Source organism: Nevskiales bacterium (assembly GCA_035574475.1).
Taxonomy (GTDB): domain Bacteria; phylum Pseudomonadota; class Gammaproteobacteria; order Nevskiales; family DATLYR01; genus DATLYR01.
The window spans coordinates 1-18,356 of sequence record DATLYR010000141.1 but is presented as its reverse complement, the minus strand read 5'-3'; the positions used below and the strand labels follow the sequence as shown (position 1 = coordinate 18,356).

Below are 18,356 nucleotides of genomic sequence, written 5' to 3'. Positions count from 1 at the left end.
GTAGCGCCGCGATCCAGGCCGCCTGCGCACCGAGGCCCTGGCGCTGCGCCGTCAGCAGCAGGTGGCCGCGGCGCGGAGCTGCCGGCAGGCGCGCCAGCTCGCGCCCATGCGCGGTCAGGCGGCCAGCGTCGTCCAGGGCATCCAGCGCCCGCAGCAGCTCGCGCGCAGCCGCCCAGGCCGCGGCCGGCGGCGGGTCCAGCCAGGCCAGCGTGGCCGGGTCAGTCACCCCCCAGACCGCCAGTTCCAGCGCCAGCCGGGCGAGGTCCGCCACCAGGATTTCCGGCGTGTCCTGGGCCGGCAGCCGATCCTGCTGCTCGCGGCTCCACAGGCGATAGGCTACGCCCGGACCCAGACGCCCCGCGCGTCCGGCGCGCTGGTCGGCGCTGGCGCGCGAGATACGCTCGGTCTCCAGACGGTTGGCGCCGCTGGCGCGGTCGAAACGCGCCACACGCGCGTAGCCGCCGTCCACCACTGTCGTGATGCCTTCGATGGTCAGGCTGGTCTGGGCGATGTTGGTGGCGAGGATGATCTTGCGCCGGCCGGCGGGGACCGGACGCAGCACGGCGTCCTGCGCGGCGCTGTCCATATCGCCGTAGAGCGGCAGCAAGTCGATGTTCGCGGCGATGCGTCCTGCCAGCCGGCGCTGGGCGCCGCGGATTTCGCGCCCGCCGGGCAGGAAGGCCAGGATATCGCCGGCGGTTTCCGCGAGCGCGGTCTGCACGCCCTGCGCCACGGCTGCCTCCAGCGGCTCGCCGGGCTTCGGCGCTCGGTAGCGGATATCGACCGGATGGAGCTGCCCGGCGCTCTGCAGCACCGGCGCGCCGTCCAGCAGGCGCGCGATCGCCTGAGTATCGAGCGTGGCGGACATCACCAGCAGGCGCAGTGCCGGGTTGAGGTTGGCGCGCGCATCCAGCGTCAGCGCCAGGGCCAGGTCCACATCCAGGCTGCGCTCGTGAAACTCGTCGAAGATCACCAGGCCCACGCCCGGCAACTCAGGATCGGATTGCAGCCGGCGCGTGAGCAGGCCCTCGGTGATGACCTCGATGCGCGTAGCCGGAGCGCTGCGCCGCTCGAAGCGGATCTGGTAGCCCACGCGCTCGCCGACCTCTTCGCCCAGCAGCTGCGCCATGCGCGCGGCGGCGGCGCGCGCCGCCAGCCGGCGCGGCTCCAGGATCAGGATCTTGCGGCCCGCCAGCCAGGGCTCGTCCAGCAGCGCCAGCGGCAGCACGGTGGTCTTGCCCGAGCCGGGCGGCGCGGCCAGCACGGCGCGACCCGCATCGCGCAACGCGGCTTTCAGCGGCTGCAGGATGTCCAGCACCGGCAGCCTGGGTAACGGAGTCATTCGAATCCTGTCACTCCCGCGCAGGCGGGAATCCAGTGAATCAAGCCGCTATTTTGACTGGATCCCCGCCTGCGCGGGGATGACACGGAGAAAGTATCATCTGCCGCATGGACGAACACGGACACAAGAGTCATGCCCCCGACAACGGGCGGCTGCTCTTCCGCGCGCTGCTGCTGACGCTAGGCTTCGCCGCAGTCGAGGCGCTGGCCGGCTGGTGGTCGGGCTCGCTGGCCCTGCTCAGCGACGCCGGCCACATGCTCACCGACTCCAGCGCGCTGGGTCTCGCGGCGCTGGCCGCGGCGCTGGCCCGGCGCGCATCCAGTCAGCGCCACACCTGGGGCATGGGCCGCGCCGAGGTGCTGGCGGCGTTGGTCAATGCCTTGATGATGCTGGCGATCGTCGCGGGCATCGTCTACAGCGCCTTCGAACGGCTGCAGACGCCGCAGCCGGTCAAGGGCGGTGCGGTCATGCTGGTGGCGGCACTGGGCCTCGCCGTCAACCTGATCGTGCTGCGCATGCTCAGCCGTGGCGGTGGTCATGGTCATCACGGCCATGACCACGGGCCCGCCGGCGCGGAACGCAATCTCAACGTGCGCGGCGCAATCCTGCACGTGGTCGGCGACCTCTTGGGCTCGGTGGCCGCGCTCGGCGCCGGCATCGTCATCTATTTCACCGGCTGGACACCGATCGATCCGCTGCTGTCGCTGGCCATCTGCGTGCTGATCCTGCTGTCCAGCCTCGGGCTCCTGCGCGAGGGGCTGCACGTGCTGATGGAAGGCGTACCGCGGCACCTCGACCTGGACGCGGTCGGAAAGTCGATGGCGCGCACGCCCGGCGTCGCCGGCGTACACGACCTGCACATCTGGCAGGTCAAGTCCGACCAGATCGCGCTGTCGGCGCATGTCGTGCTGCGCGACATGCAGGACTGGCTCAGGGTCCTGGACAGCCTCAACCGGTCGCTGGCGCGCGACTACGGCATCCGCCACGTGACCCTGCAGCCCGAACCGCTGGACGAAGTGCGCGTGCCGGTGCCCAAGATCGGCCCGCGCGCCAATTGAGGCGCACCGTACGCCGAGGCCGCCCAGCGTATGCAGCCGTGGCGCCGCTCGCGCAGGCGCGCTAGGCTGATTGGAGTGCGCCGGCGCCATGCGCCGGCCTGCCCTCATCGATCATTCAACATCCGAGGTCCTCATGCCCCAGTACACACCGCCCCTGCGCGACATGCAGTTCGTCCTGCACGAGATGCTCGAAGTGGAGAAGCGCCTGAGGGTGCTTCCGCCCCACGCGGACATTGATGCCGCCACCATCGATACCGTACTCGAAGAAGGCGGCAAGTTCTGCGCCGAGGTGCTGTACCCGCTCAACCAGGTGGGCGACCGCGAAGGCTGCAAGCGCCACGACGACGGCAGCGTGACCACGCCGACCGGCTTCAAAGAGGCCTACCGGCAGTTCGTCGAGGCCGGCTGGCCCTCGCTCGGTTGCGACCCCGAGTACGGCGGCCAGGGCCTGCCCCACGTGGTGAACAGCGCCTTCATGGAGATGATGAACTCCGCCAACCAGGCCTGGACCATGTACCCCGGCCTGTCGCATGGCGCCTACAACGCAATCAAGGCCTTCGGCACGCCGGAGCAGAAGGCGCTGTACCTGCCCAAGCTCACCTCCGGCGAGTGGACCGGCACCATGTGCCTGACCGAGGCGCATTGCGGCACCGACCTCGGCCTGCTCAAGACCCGCGCCGAACCACAGGCCGACGGCAGCTACGCCATTACCGGCACCAAGATCTTCATCTCCGCCGGCGAGCACGACCTGACACCCAACATCGTGCACCTGGTGCTCGCCCGCCTGCCGGATGCGCCGGCCGGCACCAAAGGCATCTCGCTGTTCATCGTCCCCAAGTTCCTGCCCGATGCGAATGGCAAGCCCGGCGCGCGCAACGGCGTCATGTGCGGTTCGATCGAGCACAAGATGGGCATCCACGGCAACGCCACCTGCGTGATCAACCTCGACTCTGCCCGCGGCTGGATGGTCGGGCAGCCGAACAGGGGCCTCAACGCCATGTTCGTGATGATGAACAGCGCACGCCTCGGCGTAGGCATGCAGTCGCTGGGTCTGGCCGAGGTCGCTTACCAGAACTCGCTGGCCTACGCCAAGGAGCGCCTGCAGGGCCGCGCCCTCACCGGCCCCAAGAATCCGGGCAAGCCGGCCGACCCGATCATCGTGCATCCGGACGTGCGCCGCATGCTGCTGACACAGAAGGCCTATGTCGAGGCGGCGCGCGCCTTCACCTACTGGGCGGGCCTTGCGATCGACTTCGAGCACAAGCACCCGGACGAGAAGATCCGCAAGGACAACGCCGACCTGGTGGCGCTGCTCACGCCGGTGGTCAAGGGCTTCATCACCGACAACGGCTACGAGTCCACCACACTCGCGATGCAGGTGCTCGGCGGTCACGGCTACATCGCCGAGTGGGGGCTGGAGCAGCACGTACGCGATGCGCGCATCAACATGATCTACGAGGGCACCAACACCATCCAGGCACTGGACCTGCTCGGTCGCAAGGTGCTGGGGGACATGGGCGCCAAGCTGATGAAGTTCGGCAAGGTGATCGAGGGCCTGATCAAGTCGCACGCCGGCAACGAGGCGATGAAGGAATTCGTCGACCCGCTCGCCACGCTCGCCAAGGAGGTGCAGGTACTGACGGCCGAAATCGGCCAGAAGGCGATGAAGAACCCGGACGAGGCCGGCGCTGCCGCCGTACCCTACTTGCGGCTCATCGGCCACTTGGTGTTCTCGTTCGCCTGGTGCTACGCTGCCGGCGTGGCGATCAAGAAGGTGGGCTCCGGCGATCCCTTCTACAAGGCCAAGCTCACCACCGCGCGCTTCTATTTCGCCAAGCTCTATCCGGAAACCGCGACGCTCATTCGCCAGATCCGCGCAGGCGCGGCACCGCTGATGGAGCTGGACGCTGCGCAGTTCTAGACAATCCTCACTCGCCTGGCCCCTCTCCCGCTCGCGGGAGAGGGGGTACTCAGGGTTCGTGCCGAAAGTTCCCCGGCCCGCTAGAGCTTTTTACCTGATTGGTTTCAGCGATGTTCCGGCGGCGCCGGAACGCGGAACCTGTCATTGCGCAGAGACAACTCTGCATGACGGTGACCGGCGCCATGGCACAGGGGATCAGGCTTCAGCTCAGCACAGTGGCGGGCAGCGGCCTGCTGCTGACCCTGCTGCTGTCCGCCTGCGCTGCTGTGCAGCCGCGCCGCGACGACCCGGCACCCTGCGCCACGGGCAGCGCCTGCGGCCAGTCCATCATCGAGCATGGCGAAGGTTTCCGGCTCGGCTATATCCAGTTCGGCGACGACGGTCGGTACGCTGATCCCGCCCAGCTGCGCCATGTGCTGGCCGATCTCGAATCGGCCGCTGCGGACGGGATCATCCTGGTCGCCTTCACCCACGGCTGGAAGGAAGATGCCGGCGCCGGGCGCTGGAGCGTGACCGGCTTCAAGACCCTGCTCGGCGTCATCGCCGCGCGTGAACGGGATCTCGCCAGCGCTCAGGCGCGCGCGCCGCGCCAGGTGGCCGGCGTATTCCTGGGCTGGCCCGGCCGCGTCGCCACGCCACCAGGGCTGGCCGGGTTGACCTGGTTCGACCGCGAAGACGCAGCCGAGCGCGTGGCGCTGGGTGATTACGGCGATGCCCTGCTACAGCTGAAAACCCTGCGCGACGCAACGACCGCCGGGCTGCCCGGCAATCAGCTCATCCTGATCGGCCACAGTCTCGGCTCCGCCATGCTCTACCGGCGGCTGGTCCAGGCGCCCTTGCGCAAGCCCGGCGCGGTGCGCGAGCCGGTCGCCGACCTGGTGCTGCTGCTGAGCCCGGCGATCCCGGTCGCGGACGTCGCAGCGCTGGACCGGCTGGCGCAGGCCGACGCCAGCGCCCTGCCTCCGATCCTGGCCATCACCTCGGAGAGCGATGCCACCCTGCGGCTGGCCTTCCCGCTCGGCCAGTGGCTGGAAAACCCGCGCGGCAACGACGCTGCCGAGCGTCAGGCCATGGGCCTGCAGGCATCCCTGATCACTCACCGCCTGGACTGGCAGGGCGCCCGCCCGGCACTGAGTGCCACCGGCACGCGCACCGCGAACCCGGCGCTGTGGCAGATCGCCGCCAGCAACGAGCTCATGCAGGGCCATAAAGACATCGCCAACCCGCGGCTGCTGAGCTTCATGGCCGAGGTCATGGCGCTGCAGCTCGACAACCGCTACAGCCGCGCCGCGCTGGCCGGCGCCTTCCCCGCCGTCACCCCCTAGCCTCTTGTCATTCCGGCGAAGAGCCTGCCCCGGACTCGATCCGGGGCCAGAATGACGAGAGGAATTGATCAGAGCTTCCCTAGGCTTTGGTCTTCGTAGCGGGAGGAATTTTTCTTTTTTGCTTTAGCAAGTACGTCGTCGATGGCGTTCAGTACGTCATCTACGGAGATGCTGGTGATTTTTTCGCATTCTTGGATAAGCATGTCGCCACGATCCAAGTAAATGCCGAACGGCACTTTAGGACGAACGAGTTCAAAAGGAACGTGGGAACGCCCCAGTAACACGATGAATTCGGTTCCTACTGCAGCCGCAATATGCATGACAGAACTATCTATCGCGACTAGCAGATCCAGTGTGGCAACCGTGCTGACCAGGCTGGGAAGGTCTGTCTTGCCGCGCAGATCGAGAAAGTCGTCATAGCCCGCTGCTGCGCGGGCATACTCTGGAGATTCTTTTTGCTCGGCTTGATCTCCAAGCAGAACGATGTTGACGTTCCTGCGCGAAACCAAGCGTGAAATGAGTGCGCAGGCTTGCGCTGTCGGATAGGACCGGCATCCCTTGCTCGGAGTGCCCAAGTGCAATCCGAGGGTCAGTTTCGAGTTAACAAACAGAGGTGTTGGAAGCGGTGCATGATCCAAGTGCGGGGCTGGTAGAAACCGGGCAGGACGTCCGAAATATTCATTCACCAGCATGGCGTGACGGTTGACCCGATGTGTGCCATCATCGCTGCGCTGAGAATAGTCGAGCAAAAAGCGATGTCCGGAGCCGGCGAAGCCAATCACCTGCATGACTCCCGCCAGACGAAACAGCAAGGCGCAGCGTACTGCTTTGTGGAAAACAATACCCAGATTGAATCTGCGCCGACGGAGTTCTCGCAGCAGTGACAGATTCCCGGTCATGAGTCCTTTCGACTTGGAGCTGTCTTCTATTACCTCAGAAACCCAGGACTGACTTCGAAACAGGCTTTGTAGGATTGGATGGCATACGACGGACACTTCTGCATCCGGGCAGTTGGCGCGCAACAACTGGATAGCAGGCAGGGTCATGAGCGCGTTGCCCAGTTTCCTGGGCGCCCAGATCACCACTTTCTTGATGGGGCTGCTAGGGAAGCTCTGATTTATTCCGTCACCCTGGCGCAGGCCGGGGTCCAGTGCCTTGAAAGTCGCTGGATTCCGGCCTTCGCAGGAATGACGAGAGGAATTGATCAGAGCTTCCCTAGAGCGAGAGAGTTGGTTCGAGACGTTCACTATCGAGTTTCTCCGTCAATCCTCCTTGCGAAGGCCGGAAGAGCTATTGTAACAGCCCCTTGAAAATTTCACTTATTTTCGCACACGGTAATTGTGATCGGTGGATGACGTAACGTTTCTTTCGCACATTTGAGGAGGCGGTGGCCTCGATCTGGTGAAATAGGAAGCGACCAAGCATTCCAACCATCAGAAGGAAACCACTGCCATGACGAATTCTAGGGAAACTCTGATTAACCCCGCTACTCTAACGCGCAGCCATCAGGAGAGGGGAGCGGCATGAAGCAGAAGACGTTTGCGGGGCTGGCGTGGGAGGGCAAGAAGAAGTTGACGCGTCGGGAGCGGTTTCTCACGGAAATGGATGGAGTGATTCCGTGGGAGCGGCTGCTCAAGCTGATCGAGCCGCATTATCCCCAGGGGAAGGGCGGGGGGCGTCCGCCGATGCCGTTGCCGGTGATGCTGCGCATCTATTTCATGCAGCAGTGATTCAATCTGTCTGACCCGCAGGCGGAGGATGGGCTGTACGACAGCGAGGCGATGCGGCGCTTTGCCGGGCTGGAGCTTTCGGAGGACGCCATTCCCGACGAGACGACCATTCTCAAGTTCCGCCATCTGCTGGAGCGGCATCGGCTGACGCAGGCGATCTTCAAGGAGATCCGAAGCCTCCTGGAGGAGCGCCGGCTGCTGCTCAAGTCCGGGACGATCGTGGACGCCACGCTGATCGCGGCACCCCCCTCGACCAAGAACCAGGACAAAGCGCGCGATCCGGAGATGAAGCAGGTGCGCAAGGGCAATGAATGGCATTTTGGCATGAAACTGCATGTGGGCACGGACAAGCGCGGGCTGGTGCATGCGCTCACCGCCACGATGCCGCGCAGCACGATCTGACCCAACTCCCGCAGCTCCTGCACGGCGAGGAATCGGCGATTTATGGTGACCGTGCCTACTGGAAGGAAGAGGACCGTGAGGCCTTCGAGAAACGGGGTGTCCGTTACCGGATCAACCGGCGCGGCACTGCCCAGCATCCGGTGTCGGCGCGCTGGCGATTAATCAACCGCGCCCGCTCGCGTATCCGCGCGCGCGGCGAGCATGCGTTCCATGTGGTAAAGCGCCTGTGGGGCTTTGCCAAGTTGCGCTACCGCGGCATTGCCAAGAACCTGGCACGTGCCTTCACGATGTTTGCGTTGGCCAACCTGTACATGGTCAGACGGCGGCTGGTACAGGCATAGTCCGTCCGCAGATCGGGAATGACGAGGAAAACGATGCGAATAGGCGCACTCACTGCCCGCATTCAGGGCCGCAAAGACGCGCGTCCGCCAACACTACCGCTCAACCGCCGCCAAAAGTGCGTTAGATCAGAGCTTCCCTAGGCGCTGGACCCCGGCTTCCGCCGGGGTAACGGAACAAACCAGAGGTTCCTTAGCCGCTGACACGCTGCCACACCAGGCAGCGGTTGTTGGCGGGCATCGCGCGGTCTTCCAACAGGCGCAGGCCGATGCCGCGCGCCAATTCGTCCACTGCCTCGAAGTCCCGAATGCCCATCTGCGCGCCGGCCTGCCGCAGGCTGGCGTCGAAGGCGGCGTTGCTGGGGCTGGTGTGGCGCCCGCCGTAATTGAACGGACCGTAGATCGCGAGCTTCGCGTCTTCCATCATCACTGACGGCAACCCAGCGAACATCCGCTGCACCTCGGGCCAGCTCATGATGTGCAGGGTGTTGGCGCTGAAGACCGCATCGAAGGTCTGCGCCGGCCAAGGTCCGTTCACGTCCAGTTCCAGCGGCGCCGGCAGGTTGGGCAGCGCGGCCTCGTCGAGCCAGGCTCGGATGCCGGGCAGGTTTTCCGCGCGGTCGCTCGCCTGCCAGCACAGCCAGGGCATCGCCGCGGCGAAGAACACCGCGTGCTGGCCGGTGCCGCTGCCGATCTCCAGCACCCGCCTGCGGTCGGCAAAGTGCGTCTGCAGCACCTCGAGAATGGGTTGACGGTTACGCGCACAGGCCGCGGAGAACGGCTTGTCGCCCATGCCTACAGCGCGGCCAGGCCCTGCCAGAGGCACAGGCCGCCGGCCACCGGCAGCAGGATGAAAGTCAGCAAGGTGCCGTAGAAGCGCCCGAACTTCCATGACTCTGTGTAGCTCAGCGCATAACCGTGCAGCACGCGCGCGATCAAGAGCGTGACGCCAAGCGCGTGCAGCACCCAGGTCTTCTGCCCGCCGATTTCGAGCAGCGCCATCATCAGCAGGATGAATGGCACGTACTCGGCGAAATTGCCGTGGCCGCGGATGCGGCGCAGCAGTGCCGCATCTCCGCCGTCGCCCAGGCTCACGCCGTGGCCGCGCTGCTGCACCACGCGATAGCTCAGGATCAGGAACCAGATGGCCAGCAGGCCGGCATAAATCGGTGTAATCGTCATGGTCATCCCCCCAGTGAATGGCGAAACCAGAGTGTATAACGGCCGCGGCGCGTGCTAAGAATAGGCATCCCGTCCCGGACCCGGCACCGCCATGTACAAGTCACTGCGCGCCCAGACCCTGCACTACTTCGCCCGCCCGCACGAGGGCATCCCGACGGCGCCGATCCACTCGCCCGCCGCCTGGCTGGGCGCCGACATGCGCACGCGCAGCGACTGGCAATACAGCTTCACCGCCGACGAGGTGAAAGAGCTGAAGGCGGCAGTCCAGCATGCCGAGGCCACCGGCAAGCCAATGGGGCAGCTGCAGAAAGCGGACTTCCCGCTGCCGACGCTGGCCGCGCGCATCGCCGAGTGGCGGCACGAGATCCGCCACGGCCGCGGTTTCGTGCTGCTGCGCGGCATGCCGGTGCGCGACTGGAACGAAGCTCAGTCTTCGCTCGCCTACTGGTGCATGGGGCATTACTTCGGCATCCCCGGCGCGCAGAACCCCGAGGGCGACCTGCTCGGCCACGTGCGTGACCAGCGCACCGGCGGCGACGTGCGTTACTACCGCACCAACAAGGAACTGGCCGTGCACACCGACGCGGCGGACTTCGTCGGCCTGCTGTGCCTGCAGACCGCCAAGAGCGGCGGCCTGTCGCGCATCGCCAGCTCCGTCACCGTGTTCAACGAGCTGATGCGCAGCAAGCCGCATCTCATCCCGCGGCTGTTCGCGCCGTTCTACTTCGACACCAAGGGCGAAGGCGGCGTGAAGGCCTTCCCGATCGCGCCCTGCCGCTACGCGGATGGCGAGCTGCGCACCTTCTGGCAGAGCGATTACTACCGCGAGGCGCAGCAGATTCCCGGCGTACCGCCGCTGACCGCCGAGCAGAAAGAGCTGCTGGACAGCTACGACGCCATCGCCAACCGGCCGGATGTGTACCTGGACATGGACCTGCAACCGGGCGACATCCAGCTGATCTCCAACCACACAATCCTGCACGCGCGCACCGCATTCGAGGACTGGCCCGAGCTGGAGAAGCGCCGCCACCTGCTGCGGCTGTGGATCTCCCTGCCGGAAAAGCGACCGCTCAAGATCCGGCTGTTGACACTGCAGAGCTGGGCCGGGCTGGTCGTCACCGCCACGCGCGAGATCGTCCGGAACAAGATCGCGGCTTAGTCCACCGTGATTTCCAACACGCTTAAGTTACGTCTCCGCAAGAAGCGACCTAATACGAACATCTCGCTGCATATCCCGAAGGATGTTGTCGTATCACTCAAAGCCATCGCGCCTCGCAGGAGCTTCTCCGGGTACCAGGCACTATTGAAGTCCTATATCAGCGACGGCCTGCGCCGCGACGAGGCCGTGCATGTCTTCGGCCCAGCCGCACGCCTGGCGGAGGCGCTCAAGCGGCGAGGCGTCTCGACAAAATTGATCGAAGAAGCCCCGCAGGAAGCAGCGAAGCGCTAGCGACAGAGCCGCCTGTGGAAACGGGGTAGAACCCCGGGGCCGATATGACAAGGAAAGACCATTCCACCCCTCCAGATTATCCGTCACGTCTTCCGTGTCACACGCCAACCTGCACCTGCCGCGCACACCCTGGCGCGGCCAGGCGTAGCAAGCCAAGATTGGAGCACCCCTACGCCGCCATCCGCTGCCCGAAATCCGGCTCGCCGCAATGCGGCAGGATCTGCGCACGCGCTTCGTCGCGCATGCGGATGGCGGCGGTGAAGCTGTCGGCCACGTCGGCCGGCGGCATGACGGGCTTGCCGATGGTCACCGTGATCGCGCCATGCCGCGGCAGCCAGGTGCCGTCCGGCAGGATCGCACGCGTGCCGCGGATCGCCACCGGCACCACGCAGGCGCGGGCGCGTGCCGCGGCGACGAAGGCGCCGAGCCGGAACGGCAGCAGGCCCGGCGTGGAGCGGAAAGTGCCCTCGGGGAAGAACGCCAGCCGCCGGCCGGCCAGCGCCGCGCGCACGATGCGCTGGGTATCCTCCGCGCTCTGGCGGATGGCGAAGCGCTCGACGTACTCGGTGCCCAGCCGATCGAGATAAATCCGCGGGATCAGCTGCGACTTGAGCTCCTGCTTGGCGACGAAGCTGTAGTAACCCGGCAGCGCCGCCACCACGACGATGCCGTCCAGGTAACTCGCGTGATTGGCCACCAGCACGTAGGGCCCTGTGCGCGGCAGGTTCTCCAGCCCCCGCACTTCCAGTCGCGTGCCCGACAGCCACAGGAACAAGCGCGCCGACAGGCGCCCGACCTTCCAGGCCCAGGCCGGGTGCGGCGTCAGCGCCGTGACCAGCCAGGTCGGCAGCGCCGCCAGCAGGAACAGCAGCCAGGCATAGGCGGCATACAGCGCGTCCATGAGCGCCTGCGCACGGCGGCGCAGGGCCGGCAGCAACGCGTTGCCCACCAGCCGGAGCACCTGCCACCACACCGCGCGCACCGGTGAGCCCACCAGCCCGGCCTCGTACAGCTCGCGCGTGGCCGCGCGCCGCAGCTTGCCGCTGGAGGTCTTGAGCACGGTTTGCGGCGGCGCCAGCATCACCTCGTCCGGCGGCTCGCCCAGGCGCTCCACCACCGTACGCGTCACCTCGGCGCACAGCCGCTCGCGTTCCGCGGCGTCGGTTGCGCGCGTCTCGGCCAGCACCACCAGCCGCTCGGTGCCGCTGTGCGGGTCCGGGCTGCCGAACACCGCCACGCAGCCGCGGCGGATGCCGGGGATCGCGCCCACCGCCTCCTCCAGCTCGTGCGGGTAGATGTTGCGACCGCCGCGGATGATGATGTCCTTCACCCGCCCGGTCAGGTACAGCTCGCCGTCGGCCAGGTAGGCACGGTCGCCGCTGTCCAGCCAGCCGTCGTGAAATAGTTTGGCGGTCAGTTCCGGGTTACGGTAATAGCCCGCCGTCGCCGACGGCCCGCGGAATTCCAGCCGCCCTTCGACGCGCTCGCCCACGGGCTGCCCGCTGCGATCGAGCAGGCGCACTTCGAAACCCGGCAGCAGCCGGCCGCAGGACACGAAGCGCAGCGGGTTGGGATCGTTCGGCAGGGCGGGCAACGCCTTGCCCCAGCGCACGAAGGGCTGGCGCTGCACGCGGTCGATGAGCGGCTTGCGTCCCAGCGGCGAGGCGGCCAGGCCGACCGTTGCCTCGGCCAGGCCGTAAGCAGGCACCATCGCCTCGGGCTTGAATCCGAACTTTTCGAAGCGCGCGGTGAAACGTTCGATGGTGTCCGGGCTGATCGGTTCGGCGGCGTTGGCGCAGAGCCGCAGCGAGCTCAAGTCGAGCCCCTGGATCTGGCTGTCCTCGATGCGCTTGACGCACAGCTCGTAGGCGAAGTTGGGCGCGGCGGTCAGCGTGGCGCGGTGGCGGTGGATGGCCCACAGCCAGCGTTCGGGCCGCATCAGGAAGGCCAGCGGCGACATCACCACGAACGGGTCGCCGTAGATCATGCTCGACATCCAGGCCGCGATCAGGCCGAAGTCGTGGTACAGCGGCAGCCACACCATGAACACGTCCTGCGAGCTGATGCCGATGGTGTCGCCGATGGCGCGGATGTTGGCCAGCAGGTTGGCGTGCGTCAGCATGACGCCCTTCGGGTTGCCGGTGCTGCCGGAGGTGTACTGGATGAAGGCGATGTCGGTGCTGCGCAGCGCCACCCGCACCAGCGGTCGCGTTTCCTGCATCAGCTCGGCGGGGGTCACGATATGGCACAGGCTGGCGACATGCGCCTCCAGCAGCCGCGCCACCGGCCGCGCCTCGGGGATGGTGATCATCATTGCCACCTCGGCGTTGCTCAGGATGCCGACGTGCCGCCGCACGTGCTCCTCGATCTGCGACAGCCGCGCCGGCGGGTAGATCGGCACCGGGATGCCGCCGGCGATCAGGATGCCGAGGTAGGCATAGAAATACTCCGGGCAGGTCGGCAGCATGATCGCCACCGCCTGCTGCAGCCCGAGGCCGCGCGCCTGCAGGCCGGCCGCCACGCGCTCGGCGCGTTCCAGCATCTGCCCGTAGGTGACGCGCGTTTCCGGCGCGCTGCCGGAAAAATCCTCGGCATGGATGATCTGCACGCGGTCGGGGGTGCGTCGCGCGTGCCACTCCAGCGCCTCGATCAGCGTCGCCGTGCCCGCCGGTGCCGGCAGCACGTCCGCTGCCGTGGCTGCCAGGCTCTCCACCATCGGCAGCTCGGCCGGCGCCGCCAGCGGCGTGCCGGCGGACTTCAGCACGCGCAGCAGGGCGCGCGGCGTTTCCGCCTCCTCGAGCACCTGCTCCGGCATGCGCAGGCCGAAGGCCTTTTCCACCCGCAGCAGCAGTTCGACCCGCGCCAGGCTGTCCAGGCCGAGGTCGCGGTCGAAGCTGCTGTCGAGCGTCAGCCGCAACTGGGCGGGCGAGCGCCGGTTGAGGTCGGCCCAGGTCTGGCGCACGATCGCCAGCAGCGCCGCCTCGATGTCGGGCGGGCCGGTGGTGGATTTCGGCGGCGCGGGGGCCGCCTGGGCTTGCAGGTCCTGCATGGGCGTCACGGACCGTCCGGCCGGGGTACAACGAGTCTAGTTCCCTGGCGGCCGGCGCGGGATTCCCCCGCCCAAGCTCATGTTTTCAGACGAGATGCCGCCTGGCCCGATGCGGTAAGCTGCGGCTTTGCGGTAACACTTTTCCATACGCGTCACCCCGGCGAAAGCCGGGGTCCAGAGTCTTTCAGTAAAGTCGCTGGATTCCGGCTTTCGCCGGAATGACGGGAAAGTCTGATAGGGGAAACAGCCGAATGAGCATCCAGACCGACGTCGTCATCATCGGGGCCGGCCCCTGCGGCCTGTTCCAGGTTTTCGAGCTGGGCCTGTTGGGCATACGTGCCCACCTGGTGGACGCACTGCCCGCGCCCGGTGGCCAGTGCACCGAGCTGTACCCGGACAAGCCCATCTACGACATCCCCGCTTACCCGGTGATCGGCGCGCAGGAGCTGGTGGACAAGCTCATGCAGCAGATCGCGCACTTCGAGCCGCAGTTCCACCTCGGTCAGCAGGTGACCGAGGTCAAGCCGCTCGACGGCCAGGGCTTTTACGTCAAGACCTCGGCCGGCACCGAGTTCAACGCGCGTGCGGTGGTGATCGCGGCGGGCGTGGGCGCCTTCCAGCCGGTGACGGTGAAGGTGGACGGCATCGACAAGTTCGAGAACACGCAGCTGTTCTACCGCGTCAAGGATCCAGCTCTGCACCACGGCAAGCATGTCGTGGTACTCGGCGGCGGCGACTCGGCGCTCGACTGGACGCTGGCACTGGCCGACAAGGTCGCGTCCATGACGCTGATCCACCGCTCGGACGCGTTCCGCGCGCAGCAGGCCTCGGTGGACAAGATGAAGGCCCTGGCCGCGGCCGGCAAACTGCGCTTCCTGCCGGGCCACCTGCACGGCTTCACCGAGGACGGCGGCAGGCTCACCGGCCTGAAGCTCACGGGCCTGGACAACGCCGAACACGTGGTGCCGGTCGAGCACCTGCTGGCGTTCTACGGCCTGTCGCCCAAGCTCGGGCCGATCGCCGAGTGGGGCCTGAGCCTCAACAAGCACCAGATCAACGTGGACACCGAGAAGTTCGAGACCAACGTGCCGGGCATCTACGCAGTCGGCGACATCAACTACTACCCTGGCAAGAAAAAGCTGATCCTATCCGGCTTCCACGAAGCCGCGCTGGCCGCCTTCGCCATCAAGGCGCGGCTCAACCCGGGCGAGAAGGTGCACCTGCAGTACACCACCACCAGCCCGCTGATGCACCAGCGCCTCGGCGTGGCCCACCATACGAAAGCCGAGGGGCATTCGCACTAGAGTTTGCAGCCTGGCCTTCAGTCTCTGCCAGGCGCGACCAGGAAGCCGCCGGAGCGTTCGTCGCGGGTGAGCTTGAGCAGCCCGGTCTTGGCCATGGCCTCGAGGAGGGCGTTGAAGGAGCGGAAACCATAGTAGGACTCGGCGAAGCCCGGCCGGCGACGCTTGAGCGCCTGCTTGATCATCGAGCCCCAGATCTTCTCGTCGTCGTCGCGCTCCTCGATCAGCGCCTCCAGCGTTTCCTGCACCAGGTCGAAGGCTTCCTGGGTCTTGTCCTCGGCGGACTTCTCCGCCGGCTTGTCGCCAGCCTTGGCCTCGGGCTTTGTCGCCGGCCGGCGTGCGGGTTTCTTCTGCCCGCGCACCAGGTCGTCGTAGAAGATGAACTCGTCGCAGTTGGACATCAGCAGGTCGCTGGTGGATTTCTTGACGCCCACGCCCACCACCAGCTTGCCGTTCTCGCGCAGCTTGCTGACCAGCGGCGAGAAGTCGGAATCGCCGGAGACGATCACGAAGATGTCCACGTGCGACTTGGTGTAGCAGAGATCGAGTGCGTCCACCACCAGGCGGATGTCGGCCGAGTTCTTGCCGCTCATGCTCACGTGCGGGATGTCGATCAGCTCGAAGGCCGCCTCGTGCATGGGCTTCTTGAACTCGGCGTAGCGCGCCCAGTCGGCATAGGCCTTCTTGACCACGATGGCGCCCTTGAGCAGGAGCTTCTCCAGCACCTTGTGGATGTCGAAGGCGGCGTAGCGCGCCTCGCGCACGCCGATGGCGACGTTCTCGAAGTCGCAGAACACTGCCATGTTGGGAGACTTGGTTCTATCGTTCATGGGGACAGTATCGCAGGAATGCGCGGCCTTGGCTGCCACGATCCGTGGCGCACGGGCTGCTGCGCCGCGCCTCAGCCCGCGCGCGGTCCGGACCTGACCATCGCCGGCACGCGGCCTGCTCAGTGACGCAGCAGGCTGCCCTGCATGCGTTCCAGTCCGTCGCGGTAGTAGTGGAAACGCCCGGCCAGGTCACGAAACACCTCGCGCAGCCCGAGTTCGTCGGCCAGCGGATGGCATGAGGCGGTGAAGAAGTACGACTGCCCCATCTGGCAGTAGTACTCGAGATTCACCGGCCGCCGGTGGTAGCGGTAACGGGCATCGATCCATCCCCGGCACAGACCGGCCAGGAACAGTGCATGGTTGCCGATGTGCGAGTGCACCACGAAGCCGCGCTCGGCGTCGGACACCGCCGCCTCCTGCGCCAGGTCCACGAGGTAGTGGAAGCGCTGCGCCTCATCCGGCTGCACGCTAAACAACCGGTCGGTGCGCGCGAACAGCCCGAGCAGGTTGGCAAGGTAATGGATGGTCTTGCGCTCGAGGGCGTGGCGCCGCCCCGGCAGCGCACGACGCAGCAGGATGTCGAAGAAAAGCCGCGGCGACACCTCGAGCCACAGGGTTTGCCGGCCGGTGATCGCCGCATAGACGTACTCGCTCTCCAGCAGCGATTCCAGCGTCGTCGGGCGCTCCAGCACGGCCTGCGCGGCCTGCGCGGGGTCCACGCCGGGCACCGGAAAATGCTCGAACAGGAATTTCAGGTCCTTCGTCTCGAAGGGCGGCGGGCCCAGGCGGGCAAAGTCGGGCGTCTGCATCGTGGCCAGTCTCCTGCCGGCGGCTTTGCGGCCGCAGGCAGATTCTCAGCCTGATTTGGACCCCTTGCGCAAGCCGAGGTTCGCGCTGGAAACTCAGAGTTTGCGGTAAACCTCCGCCCCGCCGCGGCGGAACTCCGCCGATTTCTCCTCCATGCCCTTCGCCAACGCGGCTGCCTCGTCAACGCCCTGGCGTGCCGCGTATTCACGCACATCCTGCGTGATCTTCATGCTGCAGAAATGCGGGCCGCACATGGAACAGAAGTGCGCCAGCTTGGCGCCCTCCTGCGGCAGGGTCTCGTCGTGGAATGCCCTGGCCTTCTCCGGGTCCAGGCCGAGGTTGAACTGGTCTTCCCAGCGGAACTCGAAGCGCGCCTTCGACAGCGCGTTGTCGCGCAGCTGCGCGCCAGGGTGGCCCTTGGCCAGATCGGCGGCGTGCGCGGCAATGCGGTAGGCGATGATGCCGTCGCGCACGTCCTGCTTGTCCGGCAGGCCGAGATGCTCCTTGGGCGTGACATAGCAGAGCATGGCGGTGCCGTACCAGCCGATCTGCGCCGCGCCGATCGCGGAGGTGATGTGGTCGTAACCCGGCGCGATGTCGGTGGTCAGCGGGCCCAGGGTGTAGAACGGCGCCTCGAAGCAGTGCTTCAGCTGCTCGTCCATGTTGGCCTGGATGAGCTGCATCGGCACGTGGCCGGGGCCTTCGATCATCACCTGCACGTCGTGCTTCCAGGCGATTTGCGTCAGCTCGCCCAGCGTCCGCAGTTCGGCGAACTGGGCCTCGTCGTTGGCATCGGCGATACAGCCGGGCCGCAGGCCGTCGCCGAGGCTGAAGGACACGTCGTAGGCCTGCATGATCGCGCAGATGTCCTCGAAGTGCGTGTACAGGAAGTTTTCCTTGTGGTGCGCCAGGCACCACTTGGCCAGGATCGAGCCGCCGCGGCTGACGATGCCGGTCACGCGCTTCGCGGTGAGCGGGATGTAACGCAGCAGGACGCCCGCGTGGATGGTGAAGTAGTCCACGCCCTGCTCGGCCTGCTCGATCAGCGTGTCGCGGAAGATTTCCCAGGTGAGGTCCTCGGCCTTGCCGCCGACCTTCTCCAGCGCCTGGTAGATGGGCACGGTGCCGATCGGCACCGGGCTGTTGCGGATGATCCACTCGCGGGTCTCGTGGATGTTTTTTCCGGTGGACAGGTCCATGACCGTGTCCGCGCCCCAGCGACAGGCCCAGACCATCTTTTCCACTTCTTCGGCGATGCTGCTGGTGACCGCTGAGTTGCCGATATTGGCGTTGATCTTGACCCGGAAATTGCGGCCGATGATGACCGGCTCGAGCTCCGGGTGCTTGATGTTGGCCGGGATGATGGCGCGGCCGCGCGCCACTTCATCGCGCACGAACTCGGGTGTGACCACCTCCGGCAGTTGCGCGCCGAAAGACTGCCCGGCGTGGCGCTTCAGATAACCCGCCTTTGCATAAATCTCGCGCAGTTCCTGCAAGCGGCAGTTCTCGCGGATGGCGACGAACTCCATCTGGGGCGTGACGATACCGCGGCGGGCGTAGTGCATCTGGGTCACCCGGCGGCCGGGCCGCGCCCGCAGCGGGCGGCGCACGGTGGGGAAGC

At 66.5% G+C, this 18,356-nt stretch carries 14 protein-coding genes and 1 pseudogene; 7 read left to right on the top strand and 8 right to left on the bottom strand.

All coding sequences use genetic code 11. From position 1 onward, the window contains the following. The coding region (hrpB, locus tag VNJ47_08250; GenBank protein ID HXG28825.1) for an ATP-dependent helicase HrpB at positions 1 to 1,342 on the bottom strand (1,342 nt) is incomplete at its 3' end. Positions 1,343 to 1,449: 107 nt separating this feature from the next. Between hrpB and VNJ47_08245 the strand changes: the two genes are divergently transcribed. From VNJ47_08245 to VNJ47_08235, 3 genes are all read left to right on the top strand, one after another. Continuing rightward, on the top strand, positions 1,450 to 2,400 hold the full coding sequence (locus tag VNJ47_08245; GenBank protein ID HXG28824.1) for a cation diffusion facilitator family transporter: 951 nt from the start codon (positions 1,450 to 1,452) through the stop codon (positions 2,398 to 2,400). 133 nt (positions 2,401 to 2,533) lie between these two features. Further along, positions 2,534 to 4,321 (top strand): acyl-CoA dehydrogenase C-terminal domain-containing protein, encoded by a 1,788-nt coding sequence (locus VNJ47_08240; protein ID HXG28823.1) that lies wholly within the window; start codon positions 2,534 to 2,536, stop codon positions 4,319 to 4,321. Between the two features lie 182 nt (positions 4,322 to 4,503). After that, the gene (locus tag VNJ47_08235; GenBank protein HXG28822.1) at positions 4,504 to 5,646 is read left to right on the top strand and encodes a hypothetical protein; all 1,143 of its coding nucleotides are present in this window, start codon (positions 4,504 to 4,506) and stop codon (positions 5,644 to 5,646) included. A 68-nt stretch (positions 5,647 to 5,714) separates the two neighbouring features. On the opposite strand, the gene VNJ47_08230 is transcribed toward VNJ47_08235, so the two are convergent. After that, positions 5,715 to 6,893, bottom strand: a complete 1,179-nt coding sequence (locus tag VNJ47_08230) for a glycosyltransferase family 9 protein (GenBank protein ID HXG28821.1) — start codon at positions 6,891 to 6,893, stop codon at positions 5,715 to 5,717. A 276-nt stretch (positions 6,894 to 7,169) separates the two neighbouring features. On the opposite strand from VNJ47_08230, the pseudogene VNJ47_08225 reads away from it, so the two are divergent. Next, positions 7,170 to 8,119: pseudogene (locus tag VNJ47_08225) on the top strand (IS5 family transposase). A 190-nt stretch (positions 8,120 to 8,309) separates the two neighbouring features. Here VNJ47_08225 and VNJ47_08220 read toward each other — a convergent pair. Then, positions 8,310 to 8,909 carry a DUF938 domain-containing protein gene (locus VNJ47_08220; GenBank protein ID HXG28820.1) on the bottom strand — a complete coding sequence of 200 codons (600 nt, stop codon included), beginning with the start codon at positions 8,907 to 8,909 and terminating at the stop codon, positions 8,310 to 8,312. 2 nt (positions 8,910 to 8,911) lie between these two features. After that, on the bottom strand, positions 8,912 to 9,298 hold the full coding sequence (locus VNJ47_08215; GenBank protein ID HXG28819.1) for an MAPEG family protein: 387 nt from the start codon (positions 9,296 to 9,298) through the stop codon (positions 8,912 to 8,914). A gap of 91 nt (positions 9,299 to 9,389) precedes the next feature. Here VNJ47_08215 and VNJ47_08210 point away from each other — a divergent pair, with 91 nt between their 5' ends. Beyond that, positions 9,390 to 10,457 carry a TauD/TfdA family dioxygenase gene (locus VNJ47_08210; protein ID HXG28818.1) on the top strand — a complete coding sequence of 356 codons (1,068 nt, stop codon included), beginning with the start codon at positions 9,390 to 9,392 and terminating at the stop codon, positions 10,455 to 10,457. A gap of 6 nt (positions 10,458 to 10,463) precedes the next feature. Beyond that, positions 10,464 to 10,748: a hypothetical protein gene (locus VNJ47_08205; protein ID HXG28817.1), complete on the top strand. Its 285-nt coding sequence runs from the start codon at positions 10,464 to 10,466 to the stop codon at positions 10,746 to 10,748. A 169-nt stretch (positions 10,749 to 10,917) separates the two neighbouring features. On the opposite strand, the gene VNJ47_08200 is transcribed toward VNJ47_08205, so the two are convergent. Further along, entirely contained in the window at positions 10,918 to 13,797 is a 2,880-nt protein-coding gene (locus VNJ47_08200) for an AMP-binding protein (protein HXG28816.1), read from the bottom strand. A gap of 251 nt (positions 13,798 to 14,048) precedes the next feature. Here VNJ47_08200 and VNJ47_08195 point away from each other — a divergent pair, with 251 nt between their 5' ends. Beyond that, positions 14,049 to 15,101, top strand: a complete 1,053-nt coding sequence (locus VNJ47_08195) for an NAD(P)/FAD-dependent oxidoreductase (GenBank protein ID HXG28815.1) — start codon at positions 14,049 to 14,051, stop codon at positions 15,099 to 15,101. Between the two features lie 17 nt (positions 15,102 to 15,118). Here VNJ47_08195 and VNJ47_08190 read toward each other — a convergent pair whose 3' ends face one another. The 3 genes from VNJ47_08190 to thiC all read right to left on the bottom strand — a co-directional run. Beyond that, positions 15,119 to 15,928, bottom strand: coding sequence for an NYN domain-containing protein (locus VNJ47_08190; GenBank protein ID HXG28814.1), 810 nt, complete (start codon positions 15,926 to 15,928; stop codon positions 15,119 to 15,121). 119 nt (positions 15,929 to 16,047) lie between these two features. Beyond that, entirely contained in the window at positions 16,048 to 16,737 is a 690-nt protein-coding gene (locus VNJ47_08185) for a hypothetical protein (protein ID HXG28813.1), read from the bottom strand. A 93-nt stretch (positions 16,738 to 16,830) separates the two neighbouring features. Further along, positions 16,831 to 18,356 (bottom strand): phosphomethylpyrimidine synthase ThiC (gene thiC, locus VNJ47_08180; protein ID HXG28812.1); only part of this gene is annotated, 1,526 nt, incomplete at its 5' end.

Excerpts from the sequence above, each read along its gene's own strand:
- VNJ47_08245 (HXG28824.1), top strand. The coding sequence starts at position 1,450 with ATGGACGAACACGGACACAAGAGTCATGCCCCCGACAACGGGCGGCTG.
- VNJ47_08240 (HXG28823.1), top strand. The coding sequence starts at position 2,534 with ATGCCCCAGTACACACCGCCCCTGCGCGACATGCAGTTCGTCCTGCAC.
- VNJ47_08235 (HXG28822.1), top strand. The coding sequence starts at position 4,504 with ATGGCACAGGGGATCAGGCTTCAGCTCAGCACAGTGGCGGGCAGCGGC.
- VNJ47_08220 (HXG28820.1), bottom strand. The coding sequence starts at position 8,909 with ATGGGCGACAAGCCGTTCTCCGCGGCCTGTGCGCGTAACCGTCAACCC.
- VNJ47_08215 (HXG28819.1), bottom strand. The coding sequence starts at position 9,298 with ATGACGATTACACCGATTTATGCCGGCCTGCTGGCCATCTGGTTCCTG.
- VNJ47_08210 (HXG28818.1), top strand. The coding sequence starts at position 9,390 with ATGTACAAGTCACTGCGCGCCCAGACCCTGCACTACTTCGCCCGCCCG.
- VNJ47_08200 (HXG28816.1), bottom strand. The coding sequence starts at position 13,797 with ATGCAGGACCTGCAAGCCCAGGCGGCCCCCGCGCCGCCGAAATCCACC.
- VNJ47_08195 (HXG28815.1), top strand. The coding sequence starts at position 14,049 with ATGAGCATCCAGACCGACGTCGTCATCATCGGGGCCGGCCCCTGCGGC.
- VNJ47_08190 (HXG28814.1), bottom strand. The coding sequence starts at position 15,928 with ATGAACGATAGAACCAAGTCTCCCAACATGGCAGTGTTCTGCGACTTC.
- VNJ47_08185 (HXG28813.1), bottom strand. The coding sequence starts at position 16,737 with ATGCAGACGCCCGACTTTGCCCGCCTGGGCCCGCCGCCCTTCGAGACG.